The sequence below is a fragment of the Caballeronia sp. PC1 genome (assembly GCF_021353155.1).
GTDB classification, from domain to species: domain Bacteria; phylum Pseudomonadota; class Gammaproteobacteria; order Burkholderiales; family Burkholderiaceae; genus Caballeronia; species Caballeronia cordobensis.
In genome coordinates this window covers 978,234-992,436 of record NZ_JAJUBH010000003.1, presented here as the reverse complement: position 1 = coordinate 992,436, position 14,203 = coordinate 978,234, and the positions used below count along the sequence as shown (strand labels likewise).

At 55.0% G+C, this 14,203-nt stretch carries 10 protein-coding genes; 2 read left to right on the top strand and 8 right to left on the bottom strand.

Translation table 11 applies throughout. The features are described 5' to 3' along the window. The first annotated feature begins 830 nt into the window (after window positions 1-830). Window positions 831-2,636 (top strand): methyl-accepting chemotaxis protein, encoded by a 1,806-nt coding sequence (locus tag LY284_RS29175; protein WP_008348746.1) that lies wholly within the window; start codon window positions 831-833, stop codon window positions 2,634-2,636. 146 nt (window positions 2,637-2,782) lie between these two features. On the opposite strand, the gene LY284_RS29170 is transcribed toward LY284_RS29175, so the two are convergent. Next, the gene (locus LY284_RS29170) at window positions 2,783-3,250 is read right to left on the bottom strand and encodes a MarR family winged helix-turn-helix transcriptional regulator (protein WP_233389621.1); all 468 of its coding nucleotides are present in this window, start codon (window positions 3,248-3,250) and stop codon (window positions 2,783-2,785) included. 411 nt (window positions 3,251-3,661) lie between these two features. Between LY284_RS29170 and LY284_RS29165 the strand changes: the two genes are divergently transcribed. Beyond that, on the top strand, window positions 3,662-4,435 hold the full coding sequence (locus LY284_RS29165) for a TrmB family transcriptional regulator (RefSeq protein WP_035473633.1): 774 nt from the start codon (window positions 3,662-3,664) through the stop codon (window positions 4,433-4,435). A gap of 191 nt (window positions 4,436-4,626) precedes the next feature. Here the strand turns inward: LY284_RS29165 and LY284_RS29160 are convergent, their stop codons facing one another. From LY284_RS29160 to LY284_RS29130, 7 genes are all read right to left on the bottom strand, one after another. After that, window positions 4,627-5,376, bottom strand: coding sequence for a glutathione S-transferase family protein (locus LY284_RS29160; RefSeq protein ID WP_255724913.1), 750 nt, complete (start codon window positions 5,374-5,376; stop codon window positions 4,627-4,629). 381 nt (window positions 5,377-5,757) lie between these two features. Beyond that, a complete protein-coding gene (locus tag LY284_RS29155) occupies window positions 5,758-6,687 on the bottom strand; it encodes a LysR family transcriptional regulator (RefSeq protein WP_233389619.1) in 930 nt (309 codons plus the stop codon). 442 nt (window positions 6,688-7,129) lie between these two features. Continuing rightward, complete coding sequence (locus LY284_RS29150) at window positions 7,130-8,218, bottom strand: HPP family protein (protein WP_008348755.1); 1,089 nt, start codon at window positions 8,216-8,218, stop codon at window positions 7,130-7,132. A gap of 245 nt (window positions 8,219-8,463) precedes the next feature. Further along, a complete protein-coding gene (locus tag LY284_RS29145) occupies window positions 8,464-9,129 on the bottom strand; it encodes a TetR family transcriptional regulator (protein WP_035473726.1) in 666 nt (221 codons plus the stop codon). Window positions 9,130-9,197: 68 nt separating this feature from the next. Further along, entirely contained in the window at window positions 9,198-11,120 is a 1,923-nt protein-coding gene (locus LY284_RS29140) for a potassium transporter Kup (protein WP_008348758.1), read from the bottom strand. A gap of 465 nt (window positions 11,121-11,585) precedes the next feature. Continuing rightward, window positions 11,586-13,160 (bottom strand): efflux transporter outer membrane subunit, encoded by a 1,575-nt coding sequence (locus LY284_RS29135; protein WP_008348760.1) that lies wholly within the window; start codon window positions 13,158-13,160, stop codon window positions 11,586-11,588. After that, window positions 13,157-14,200 (bottom strand): HlyD family secretion protein, encoded by a 1,044-nt coding sequence (locus LY284_RS29130; RefSeq protein ID WP_008348762.1) that lies wholly within the window; start codon window positions 14,198-14,200, stop codon window positions 13,157-13,159. The genes LY284_RS29135 and LY284_RS29130 overlap by 4 nt, the downstream gene beginning before the upstream one ends. Between the last annotated feature and the right edge of the window lie 3 nt (window positions 14,201-14,203).

Here is a 14,203-nt window from a genome sequence, read left to right as displayed (position 1 = left end):
GTTCTCCTTGGTTCCCTGTCCGGGAAGTTGGTCGTCGAAACCCGATTCTCTCGGATTTCCAACGGGGAACCGCCGCCTTCAACCTTCAACTACGCCCGGGACATTGCCCACGACTAAGGTGACTCTTGATAAAGGAGAGAGCGCGGAAGTGCTACTGTTCGATCTCGCTTGAGGCAATCACGAGTTGACGAGGAACGAGTGGCCCACGAGGATGGTCGGCCGACCCATGCGCTCAAACTGCAAAGCAAATTGCTCGCTTTGCAGTTTTTTTTTCGTCACCGCTCATTTGGGGATCCACCGATCGCCGCCGGACATGCGCTCGCTCTCACGAGCTCCAGTCTAAGTGGTGAACCAAAGACGACGGACGCGACCTCGCTCGCGCTAAAAGTGTCGTCACGCGCGCAGTTTTCATCCGATAGTGTTCGGCATTCACATTTAGGTTTCTTCGGCTGTCCACCCACTTTCTGACAAATGAGAGTTTCTTCATTTCAGAGGGACTTTCTCGATGTTCGAGTGGGCGACATTTCTTGCCAGCAGCGTCCGTCTGCAAAAAAATTTGGCCTAATCGTCCAAAATAATTTAAGACCTTGAGGTGTATTACTGTCACGACATACACAAAGACTAGTTCATCGGTAACTCTTTGAAGCATTTGTATTTGTGCGAGGCTCATCCAGAGGGTCAACGGTGCGTGGCAACGCGGGGAAAAGGCACTTGAACAGTTTTCGTGCGTCCGTTTGAGAAAGCCCGTGCATGTGTGCCGAAACTCTACCGTAAAGAGCAGTCGCGACCTGTCGTTAACGGAGAGATTCTCTCTTAATACGTAAGGTGCCATGTTCTCCTCCATCCGCAATCGAATCCTCGCCGCATCGGTGTCTATCGTTGTCGGCGCTCTGTCGGTCAATACGGGGGTCAACTACCTGGTTGCTCAACGGTACAACACCCAAACCATTAATGACGCGCTAGGTGCCGTACTCACCGGACATGAAGTTGGCATCGAGGAATGGGTTGCATCAAAGACGAAAATGATCGTGTCAGTGGAAGACGCTGCGTTGAGCGCAGATCCTGTACCTGCGTTCAAGCAATTGGCGGCGTCGGGCGGCTTTACGAACGTGTACGCCGGGTATGCGGACAAAACGGCGAAATTTGCAGACGCAACCGGTATCCCAGGGGACTATGATCCGACCGGACGACCATGGTATCGGCAGGCGGTCGAAGCAAATAGGCCGGTCATTACGCCGCCCTATGTAGACGTCGCAACTGGCAAACTGGTTGTGACGTTCGCTGCGCCGATTGTGCGCAACGGTGCGGTCAAAGGAGTCGTGTCGGGCGACGTTGCTATGGACAGCGTGGTTGCAAGCGTCAAATCGATTCAACCGACACCAGCGAGCTTTGGCCTCTTGGTCGACCGCACCGGTACCATCATTGCGGCCGCCGACGCCAAACTTACGCTTAAGCCTACGACTGACGTTGCGCCCGAACTATCGGCGAATGCACTTGCATCTGCCGCCGCGGACGCAAATGCCCCGACCCTTGAAGCTACCGTCGCGGGTGCGCCCAAACTGGTGCGTGCACGTGCGGTACCAGGAAGCGACTGGGTAACCCTAGTAGCGCTTGATAAAGCGGAAGCCAATGCGGGCATGCACTCCACCTTGCTTGCATCGTTCGGCTCGTTGGCACTGATGACCCTCCTTACGGCAGCAATCATCGGCGCCGTAACGGGCGCAGCCTTCAAGGGCCTCGCTCGGATTCGCGACGCGATGCAGGCTATTGGCTCAGGCTCGGGCGACTTGACGCAGCGCTTACCTGCTGCTGGTGACGACGAAGTCGCTCAAATTGCCCGCTCGTTTAACGCCTTTGTAGGCAAGATTAATGAAGTCATGGTGCAAATCAGAGACACCAGCGACGCTGTACGCCATGCGGCGGATGAGATTGCATCTGGAAATCACGACTTGTCTCGGCGCACTGAGTCGGCCGCTGCAAGTCTTGAGGAAACTGCTGCGTCCATGGAAGAAATCACGTCCACTGTGAAGCAGTCCGCAAGTGCAGCGCGCCAGGCAGACCAAACCGCAGCGACTGCTGCAACTGCAGCGTCTCGGGGCGGTTCGGTAGTCGCGGACGTCGTTTCAACCATGCGCACCATTGAAGGCGCATCGGGGAAAATCAGCGACATCATCGGTGTAATCGAAGGTATTGCCTTTCAGACCAATATTCTTGCGCTGAACGCCGCGGTTGAGGCGGCACGTGCAGGCGAAGATGGCCGCGGCTTCGCCGTCGTTGCAGGTGAAGTACGTACGCTTGCTCAGCGAAGCGCCCAAGCTGCCAAGGAGATCAAGGAGTTGATTGATTCGAGCGTCGTTAGCGTCACGGCGGGCGCATCGCTGGTACAGCAGGCTGGCGAAACCATGAACGAGATCGTCGGCCGCGTAACGAATGTCACTACAATGATGAGCGAGATTACTAACGCTGCGGACGAACAGACCCGAGGTATCGACGAGGTGAACCGTGCTGTCGCTCAGCTCGACGAAATGGTTCAGCAGAACGCAGCGCTTGTTGAGCAATCTGCGGCAGCCGCTTCCGCTCTGCAATCGCAAGCGACCGAGTTGACGGATGCTGTTGGCCGCTTTCGCATCGCGTAAAAAGCCGTACAAAACGGATCCGGGGAGGAACAAACCGCCATAAGCGCCTTTCGCTTTACTCGCGCTCGTCAAACGAATGCACAATCGGCGCGGCAGTGGAGAACGTGTCGACTCAACCTTTAACTGCAAGATGCGGTGCTTTGAGCCTAAGTGCCGTCTTGTCCGATCGCGTCAGTACAGGGAGAGTGATATCGACGAAGCTTGCGCAGAATATGCAACGCCTGTTTCTTCTCTTCCGCCGTGAGCGGCGCAGTGAATTCCTGCTCGCACTGCTTCGCGATCCGTCTGTACTCAGCCAATGCCGCACGACCTTCCACAGTAATGTCGAGGGCAATTGCGCGACGACCGTGCGGAGAAGGTGCCCGCACCAGTAACCCCTCGCTGACAAGGTCATCCACGATCCGCGTCATTGCAGAGCTGTCTTGCCCAATTAGCTTTGCAAAAACGGACAGAGTCACACCAGGATTGAGGGAAGCGACAACGAGTGTGGTCAACTTAGCGTTGCGCCGTTCGATTGGTGTTCCCTCGAAAAGTCTGGCGTGCAAACGCGCCAGATCAAAATTGAGCAAATGGTAATGATGAACGATATGCTCAGGAAGGAAATCGAGGTCCATCTCTGCATCCAGTATCAAGAAACTAAGCCTTTTGAGCCGATAGAACTTCGGTCTGTAAGGCGAACGCAGCTTAACACAGCAAGTGCATCTAGGCGCATGTCGAACGCTCGCTGACGCGCCAATTGATTGCAGGCTTTTCTGTTACACCGCCGAGTCGGCCCTTCATCCCTCCACGCTCGCGGCTTATCCTTCAAGGCATGTACGTCATCGGATGCGTTACCGGCTTCTCCACAGTTCGCCTGAGAACAATGCCCAATGCTGCCGGGCGAATAAGCATGTTATAAAGCCATCGGACAACGAAGTGACAAGCCAATAAATTCGCTCGTGTTCGAAAAATCAGAACGACCCGTTCGTCGTTTTTGGATTGACAAATATTGAAAGATTTCGCTCTTATATACGTAGGAACTTGCGATGAATCTAGTGGAAATGCTACAGGCGGCAGGCGTAGATGGTCACAAGGCTGATTTTTATCTCGCATCGCTGGAGCTCGGGGAAGCGACCGTTGCCACCATCGCGCAAAAGGCGGGGATCGGTCGCACAAATGCTTATGAAGTGCTCGATCGTCTTCTCGCAACAGGCCTTGTTGCAACTGTTCAAAAAGGTGCTCGCAGCTATGTCATTCCACAAGATCCGATAGCGCTTCTTCGACGCGTTGAATGCCAGCGCCAAGTTGTGCAAGACGTGTTGCCACAGTTGCGTGCTTTGCATAATTCCTCCGGAGGGAAACCTCAAGTTCGCTTCTTTGTCGGTGTCGAAGGTATCAAGACTGTCCTCGACGAAATGGTCGAGTCCGGAACTCAAGAGCTTCGTGCAATCATGTCGAATAGCGAACTGTTCAGAATGCCGGGTTACGAGACCATCGCGAGCGTTGTTGCCAAGCGCGTCAAGTCCGGGATCCCGCTTCGGATTATTCGCTGCGGCCCGCCTGACAATCGTGACCTCTGGCGTAGTTCGCAGCGAGAACGCCGGACGTTGAGATTCGCCCCTGAATCCTTTGATGCCGGCGTCACTACCTATCTCTATGACGATACGGTTGCTTTTATCTCGTCAAAAGCCGAACATTACGCTCTATCGATCCAGAGCGCGGAACTCTGTGCGTTTCAAACGAATTTCTTTGAGATTCTCTGGGCTTCTAGCTCGCCCGATGAAGAACGCAGCGAATTGAGCCTCAGGAGCCTGCCGTAGTGCTAGTCTTCGATTGTCCGCCCGCGTGACGATGGTTCTCGACGAGCAATTCTATCGATCCACTGACAGAGTGGCATACCGCAGAGGTGTCACAAAAATTTACCTACCTAACCAGTATGCGGATCTTAGACAACACCGCGTAAGTCTTGACGCGGTGAATTTTGGCCCGTGCAGACAGACAATCGGCCTCTTCATGCCTCTTCAAGCGACGGCTCTGGTGCTCGAGGCATCCGGACAAATCCCGGCAAATCTTCAATGCGACCAAGCCAATCCGTTAGATTCGGATATGGTTCCAACGAAATGCCGCCTTCGGGTGCGTGAGCGATGTATGTGTAGGCAGCGATGTCGGCTACTGTCAACACGTCTCCGATGGCATAAGCGTGATTTGAAAAATGCTCCTCAGCAACCAAAAAGAATTTTGTCGCGATATCGATAGCAGTGACGAACGGGACCAACTCTTCATCGTAGACCACCAGGCGCCGTGCAGCGCAGGGTCCGTGCGCTATTGGCCCAGAGCAGTAGGAGAACCATTGCTGAACTAATGCTTCGCGCACCGGGTCATCAGGCAACCAGTTGTTGCCATAGGTCCGAGCGAGGTAAACAAGAATGGCTGTGGACTCATGCAGTGTAACGTCTCCGTCAACTAATACCGGCACGAGGGAGTGTGGATTAAGTCGACGATATTCGATCTGTTTTAGAAAACCACTTTTCGGGTCCACATTTATCTTTTCATATGGAAGACCTAGAAGCGACAGAAACAACTCGACGCGATGCCCATGCCCTGAGTAAGTCATCGAATAAAGACGGATCGGCTTGTCCGGCCACTTTTCTCCTCTTAAGACGCAATGCTGAGATGCTGAGGACAGCAGGTTGTCACCCTCCGCGCCATTGTCATACATAATTTCTTCCTCTCTAAGAAGTCGCGAGATCTTGCGTTGCATAGCTGCATCGCTAGCCCCTGCACAACCACGGAGATCAAAAATCCAAGAGACGTCTGCCAAACGGTGTCACGACCGTTTGTCTTGGAGTGTTCTGAATCAAGGTGCCGCAAGTGCGCCGTTCTCGTGACTGAAATGACCTCGATTATTCAGCCGCTTAATCGTAAGCGTCGCGTCATAGAGTGTCGCGCACACCCGTATTTTTCAGAGAGCACTTGGGTGTATATCTTTGTTTTAATTATATTTTTTGTGTATTATTGTTGCGAACGACTAAAACCGCATCTGTGTTGGGTGTTACGACAGGACGGGTCCATGGAACACTTAGTTGCGTATGCCAAACGCTCCACGAATTGCATGCGTCGCTCCGGCCTACTTCTGGTGCTGTCACGCTACATCTTCGGACAGTCCCAGCGCACGGTCCCATTCGGGCTCCATGGCGAATGTAGCTGACAAAAGATCCAAAAATAACTTGACCTTCGCTGTCGCGCGATGCGACGTTGGGTACACCGCCGAGAAGTAGGGAACCTCAGTCCGATACTCGGGCAAAACTCTCACGAGAGTCCCGTCCAGTAAGTCTTTCCAGACTATCATCGTTGGAAGATATGCGATTCCCATCGCGCGATGAGCAAACTGGTTGACTAAGTGAACGCTATTGGAACGAAGCGCGGGGGTCAACGTCACCTCCTCGTGCTGAGAGCCATTGTGCAGGATCCATCTATTTCGCCAAGGATAGTAACGATAACAAGCGAAGTCATGCACACAAAGATCATCCGGGCTCGAAATAGGTGCGATGTTCCTTAGATATTCCGGTGAGGCGACAAATACACCTCGCATTCTGAAAAGTCGGCGTTCTATCAACGACTCGGACGCTGGCGGAAAAATCTGTAGCACAAGGTCGAAACCTTCCTGCACCGGATCGACAACTTGATCGTTTGCGAAGATGTCAAACTCGACATGCGGATGACTTTTTCGGAATGTTTCAATCACAGCAGGTAGGTGCTGTAGCGCGAATCCATTGAGCGCAGCGACGCGTAGCGTGCCAGTAAGTGCTGCGGTAATATTCTTTGATCGCTGAGAAAGCGCTTGCATGCGCTCCATCAAATCATGGCAGTCTCCGTAGTATGACAGGCCAATCTCTGATAACTTAACAGCTCTGCTCGAGCGGTGAAACAGCGACACGCCAAGATGTTCTTCAAGCTGTTTCACGCGCGTGCTGATGACGGACTTTGCTACATTGAGCTGCTGCGCTGCCGATCCGAAACTACCGGATTCGGTAACCCTCACGAACGCTTCAATGCTTAAATATAGGTCCACCGTAGTCTCCTGCTATTGTTGTGTTCGTCAGTACTCGTTGCGCTACGATAGCGCCGAATTCAGCGCGTCGACCGTCGTAAGCTTCGTGACGATTAAATGAAAACCTTATCACGTCGGCATATCGCTCGCTATGCTCGATGTCCCGCGTTAGGGGCGCCTTTGAGGTAAAAACGCCTTGCAAACGGCCGCCGCAATAGGCGTCTACATAGTCTCTAAGTGCCAGTTGAGAAGGACTGTTCCAGCTACGACAACGCCGATCGACAGGGACAACACTCATCACTCGCGCAAAAACTCACGCGTATCAGCCTCGAAAGGCAAGCAAGCCAGAATTTCTGACGCGACGGATCTTTGCGTCGAGATCGTTGTCGTCATTGCGGAAGCGGTGACGTAGGCTAACCCACCAAAATTGTTCGACACAGCTGATGAACAAGTTTTCGCTTCATCAAGCGGACTGTTGTTCAGCCGTGAGAGTTTGGCGATACAGACCTGAGATGAGGTCCGTCTCAGTGATCATTCCGACCAAGTGCTCCTCCGGATCAACCACGGGCACATGGTGGTGCCCGAAGTGAGCGAACATAGGTACCAACTCTGCGATCGCAGTATTCGTATCGACAGAACGGACCTCCGTGGTCATGAGCGAACTAACGACTGCGTCGGTTCTCGAGGAGCGACCGAAAAGGCGCTCAACAATTCTCGCTCCTCTGCTTCGCGGGACAACCACAAGATCTGGTCGAGTTACGATCCCTCGCAAACGATTCGAGGCATCTACCACAGGGAGAGCTTTCACTCGATGGCGCACCAATAAGCGCAGCGCGCTGCGGGCACTTGTGTCGAGACCTACAGAGACCACCTGGCGGGTCATAATGTCCGCACACGTGAACTCTTTGAAGCGACGTGCGTAAGCCTGAAGTTGCGTCTCTCGCAGCAATGTCTCCAGGTCGTCGGGGTCGACGTCTAACCAGTCCTTTTGACGTGCGAGCACGGCTTCCAGATCTGCTCTTAGAAATGCAGCTGCGTCTGGCACGTTGCCTTGTACTAGGTTAGAACCCGCATCGGTCTTGGGCACTGCGTGGCCATGCGGGTAACGATGCCCCGTCAACGCATGAAACGCGATTGCACTCAACAAGAGAACAACTGATTGAACGCCCACCGGAGCAACTACGAAACCATAGCCGAGGGTGTGTATTGACGGTCCGCCCAGCACCGCAGTCAGCGCGACAGCGCCAGAGGGCGGATGCACACAGCGCAATGCGAACATTGCGCAGATAGCCATTCCTATCGCAAGCGCCGCGGCATCGACGGGATCATGAATCAACATCGCACAGGTGACGCCCACCGTCGCCGAAACAAGATTTCCTCCGATGATGGACCAAGGCTGCGCAAGTGGGCTTGCAGGTACCGCGAATAAGAGCACGGCAGAAGCACCCATCGGCGCGATCAAGAATGGGATGACCGACGCATCGCGGACCAGCAGGTGAGCGATACCACCTGTAAGAGCGATGCCGACGAGCGCACCAACTCCGGCGCGCAAACGTTCGGTCCACCGAAGAGTAACCGGGGCGGGGATGAACCCTCGCAACCAGCGGCGTAAATCGAAATAACGGCACGATTTTCAGCTCCGAGAGATGCTCGTCATGTAGTCCGTAGGCTGTGCACGGAGGTTAGTCGAGAGATTGCAGGCGCGCTTTTCGTACGCGCCTCGAGGTTGCTACTGCCGCTACAAGCAAGTCATTCCAACATGCTTGCCGAAGAGGGGAAAGTGCGTAGCTCACGTTACTAAGAGGTCAAATCGGCACCGCTTGAACAATCTGCATGTGGTTGCAGATATGACAACAACATCTCCACGTGCATTGTCGAAACTTTCTCATGTCTGGCCTTGTCCGAGTAGTCTCGACCTACCAAAGCAAGCAGACTGGATCTGTTCGATACAGTGAAATACCCCATTCCAATCATCGTCACAGCGAAGTCCAGCGCATCAACTTTTGCCCGGAATACACCCATCGCCACACCACGAGCGATGGTCACACGAATGGTTCGCACCAGCGGCGATATTGCTTCGCGAACCTGCGTCGATTTCTTTAAATATTGCCCTTCGTGCAGATTCTCGTTGTTTATCAGACTTGTCCAGTGCGGATTGTCTCGAAGATGCGCCCACATCGACAGCGCAAGCTTACGAATAGCGATCGCAGGTGAGACATCCTGAAGATCCAACATTGCTTCTCTTGCAGAAAATTCGGTGTACATCGCGTCGAGGACGGCGATGTAGAGTCCTTCTTTGTTTCCGAAGTAGTAGTAGAGCATCCGCTCGTTAACTTCTGCTGCTTCTGCAATGCCGTCAACCCGTGAACCAGCTAAACCAAACATCGCAAATTGGTTTATAGCCGCGTCAAGGATGCGCTTTCGTGTCCCCTTAGGGTCCCTCTTGACTCTTTGCTGTCTCATTTTTTCCTTCTGTTCGAGTTCACTCTGCTGGAGCCCTCGATTTTTCGTATATATGTCGTACAGCGCGGTCACCGCGGCTCAGATGCTTTCCGCAGCGAGAGATTGATTTGGCCACCGAGCTCCACTACCCGGCTTGCAGGCAAACTGTAGTACTCGGCGGCATGAGCAGTGTTCCGGGCGAGAAATGCGAAAAGCTTTTCTCGCAACGAGGTCACCACCGAGGTTCCGCCTTGAGCCCGAATTGAATCTCGTGCGAGGAAGAACGATGTTTCTGCGACGTTGTAATGCCAACACGGGATACGTCCTTCCACGAGGCGCAGCGCGGCTGGTAGATCCGGAACTTCCATCCAACCGTGGCGAACTCTGACCTCAAAGCATCCTCGGCCGAGACTTTCAACGATGGCCTTGTCTGGTCCGTCAACGAATGGCATCGCCTCGGTTGTTCCTGCGATGAAGATGTTCGTATCATGAAGGACACGGTTATGTTTCAGGTTATGCATGAACGCGGTTGGGGTTACGCCGACGACGCTGGTCGGAAATACAGCGGTACCCTCCACCCGCGTCGGTCTATCACTGCCATGAAGCAGCGAGCGCAGGACTACTCGCAGCGGCGGGTTCTCTTTTTTGATGTGTGCAATAAGGATCGCACGCCCGTGATGCCATGTCATGAGGACTGTGAACAACACGGTCCCAGCGAGCAGCGGGAACCAGCCCCCTTCGACCACTTTCCTCGCGTTGCTCGAGACAAAAAGCACGTCAACCATTGCCAAGGGGCCGATGATTCCTAAAGCCTTGCGGCGACTCCAGCACCATGAGGTTCGCGCGATGACGAACATGAGAACAGTGGTGAGAAGCATTGTCGAAGCCACGGCGATGCCGTAGGCCGAGGCAAGACTGCCCGACGAGCGGAACAACAACACCAATAAGATCACAGCCAAACACAGCGAGCGATTCACGAATGGAACGAAAACCTGCCCCAAGGCTTGCGTAGAAGTGTGTACCACCGACAATCGAGGAAGCAGACCGAGTTGCACCGCTTGATTGGTCATGGAGAACGCACCGGAGATGACCGCTTGCGAAGCGATGACTGTGGCACCAGCCGCTAAAGCTACGAGCGGTATCAGAGCCCAACCAGGCGCCGACATGAAGAAGGGCTGCTGAGCGACAGATGGTTCGCTTAACACCAATGCTGCCTGGCCGAAGTAATTGATGACAAGACTAGGAAGGACCAGCGCAAGCCACACTAGGCGGATTGGCTTCTTCCCGAAATGCCCCATGTCAGCATAGAGCGCTTCGCCACCAGTCAGCGCGAGGAACACCGATCCCAAAACGACAAACGCCGTCTTCGGGTTGTCCGCTACGAAATCGAAAGCGTAACTGGGCAAAGCGGCCTCAAGCACCGTGGGATGCTGAACCACGTGTAACACGCCAAGCGCAGCGAGGATCAGGAACCACGTGACCATCACTGGGGCAAACAACTTGCCTACCAACCCCGTTCCAAACCTTTGAATAGCAAACAGACAGATGAGAATCGCAAGGGATACCGGAACAATCCAATGCGTCAGCGACCTGCTTACAAGCGAAAGCCCCTCCACGGCCGAGACCACTGACACGGCGGGCGTGATCATCGAGTCTCCGTAGAACATCGCCGCACCGAAGACTCCAAGGACGAGGAGCACGCTTCGTAGATGCCGAGGGGCTGCTCGCGAAGACAAGGTGGCCAACGTAAGTATGCCCCCCTCCCCGCCACTATCGGCGCGCATCACGAAACAAACATATTTGAATGTGACGACGACGAGTATCGACCAAAGGATCAGCGATACCACTCCGAACACGTTCGTCTGAGAAACCCCTCCTGCGGCCTTTAAACACTCCCGCAGCGTGTAAAGCGGGCTCGTACCGATATCTCCGAAAACGACTCCGATGGCACCAAATGCCAACGCAGAGGTTCCCTGTTTGGGATGCGACATGTTCAGAGTGGATACGGACATAAATCCTCGCCGATATCTGATGTGTCTCTAGGTTCGACAGGTCGCTACGTCACGTCCGCTGAAAGCAGTAAGCTTCACGTGTTTGCGGTAGTTGCCGAACGTTGTAGGGCTTCGTCGCATTCGCATTAAAGCGCCCAACTAAGACCAGAGGGTGTCCTTGACGCGCTGACACTCTCACCAAGTCCAAATTCAATTCCGCTGCTACGAGCGTTCGCCGGTCTTTACCGCGGTAGCAACGACTGCATCTGCTGCTGCCATCGCCTCTTCGCGCGATAGCGCTCTTCCACTGGCGACATTCCCGCTGCCGTGAAACGACTCGATCTCCCAGCACCATTCACCTGTCAACTCGTCCTGCCAAACGCAGGCGCGTCGATGGGCCATCGAGTGCAAATTAGGATCAAGCTCTCGTATCCACGACGGAAAATCTGCCTCTTCACTACAGCACCAACCACTCATTCCCCGCTCCTATTTCGGACTTGTGACGTCCGTTTGTCTATTACCTTCACTAGTGCTGCTCACCGTACTAACGGCTGAGTCGGTTTCCCAGCCGCCGCCCAACGCATTGAAAAGCCGTATCGCTGTCAACGACACATCACCATTCGCGCTGACCCAGCGCGTCTGTGCGTCGAGAAGAGCCTGCTGTAACACAAGGACATCGAGGAAGGTGCTCGCACCCGCCTTGTATCGGTAGATCGCCGCGTCATAAGCAGCACGACTGTGGTCGAGAGCTGAGGCCAGATTCTTGCGCTTGCGTTGACGCGCATCGAAATCGATTAACGCATCATCGATTTCATGCCACGCGCCTAAGACAGTCTTTTGATACTCGAGCGCAGCCTCTTGTTGCTGCGCCTCACGCAGGTGCAACATCCCTGTGAGACGACCGCCTTGGAAGATCGGCAGATTTAGCGTGGGGCCAATCGCAAACTGTCGGGCAGCCCATGTACCCAAGGTTGCGAAGTTCAGCGACTGCATGCCAAAGCTTCCACTCAAGGTGACGGACGGATAAAAGTCGGCCTTCGCGGCGCCAATCCCAGCAGTTGCCGCGTGAAGACGCGCTTCAGCCTCCCGTATATCTGGGCGGCGCTTGGCCAGCTCAGACGGCAGGCCCATCGGCACCTCTGAGGGCACAGGGGGTATAGGCTTGGCTGTTTTGAGCTCGTCCGCCAAGGCGCCCGGCTCAGCAGCGACGAGCAGGCTCAAGGCATTGATCAGCTTATCTTCCTGCGACTCGAGGTCAGGGATACGCGCCGATACTGCTTGCACCTGTGCGGCAGCCTCGGAGACCTCAAGCGACGTGGTTGCTCCGGCTTTCTGACGCGCTTGCGTGAGCTCGAGACTATGCTTAACCAACCCAAGGGTCTCGGTCGTATTTTTCAGTGTTGCCTGAACAGTCCGCAATTGAACATAGTTGGACGCGGTTTCGCTAAGCACCGCGAGTATCACTCCGTGACGTGTTTCGTCTGACGCCGAGGTCAATGCATCGGCGGCCTCAACCGAGCGACGCGTCTTCCCCCAAATATCTAACTCCCACGAAGCATCGAATCCGTATTGATATAGATTCATGGGAGCACTGATGTCCGCTCCGCTGATGCCCGCATTGCCATTTCCAACGCCATTGGCAAGGCTTGACGCCGGGGGCTGCGAACCCACACCGGTCAAGCTCATCAGACCGTTTTCACTGGCACCCATCCGTTGCGCACTTGCGTTTGCTCCAAGCGACGGCAGCCCCGCGGAGCTCACGATTCGCCTCTGCCATCGACTCTGTTGCAGCCGGCTCGCTGCGACTTGAATATCGAGGTTTTGGGCTGCCGCTCGGTCTACCAAACCGTTGAGGATTGGGTCATCGAAGATCTTCCACCAGGTTGTCAGAGCGGCGGCGTTCGTTGGGTGGCTCTCGCTACTGTCCACCACGTGATCGCGCCATGCTTCAGGCGGCTTCGGGTCGGGTTTGACGAAGTCCGGACCCACCATGCATCCGCCGAGCAGCGTGGCAATCTGGACTGCTATGATGGTCGCGCACAGCGGCTTGAAGTTCATCATCTCGCAGCTCCACTACGCGCGCTGACATCGACCTTCGGCACGACGGACATACCGACCTTCAGCAGACCTGCTGCCGGTTGATTCGCGTCAAGCACGATCTTCACTGGCAGACGCTGCACTACCTTTGTGAAGTTGCCCGTCGCATTATCGGGAGCCACGGGCGCGAACGTCAGACCCGTTGCTGGCGACACGCTGTCGACGTGTCCAGTCAGTTCCACACCCGGCAACGCGTCGATCTTCACGCGAGCCAATTGACCCGGTCGCATATGCGTGAGCTGAACCTCGCGAAAGTTGGCGACGACGTAAGCTTCGGATAGAGGTACGACCGCGAGCAGGGTGGTATTCGGGCCAACGTACGCACCGACACGCACCGAACGTTGTCCAATCACGCCGTCAAACGGCGCCAAAATCTTGGTGTACGAGAGGTTGAGTTCAGCCTGATGTACCGCCGCGCCTGCCAGCGTTACCGCCGCTTGCGCCTCTGCGTCTTCGCTAGCCAACACGCCAAGTTCCTTTTCGGCAGCGGTAAGTGCTGCGGCGTCGCGATCGCGGATAGCCGCTTGCTGACGCTGAGCGAAGCTCGTCTGTTGCTGTTGCTCCTGCGTGCCGGCGCCTTGTCGCGAAAGGTCTGCATAGCGCTGGGCGTTCTGACCTGCGAACACGACGGCAGCGTCATCGGCGCGAACGGCTGCTCGTGCCTGATCGATGGTCGCGTGCTGTCTCGCCTCGCGGGCCTGAGCATTCTTGAGTCGTGCTTGCGCCGCACTCAGCTGACTCTGCGCCGTTTCGAGCGCCACCCGGTAGTCGCGGTCATCAATCGACGCAAGAAGGTCACCCGCTCGCACATGCTGGTTGTCTTCGACCGCCACCTTTGAAATCAACCCTGACACTTTCGGGGCGACGAGCGTGAAGTCTGCGGTGATGTAAGCGTCGTCGGTCGACTGCATGCCTCGCTCGAACAACCCGGCCACGCGGAACATGGCAACCGTTCCGATTACGACAACGACGGCAACCACGCCGATAACTATCCATTTCTTCATAAT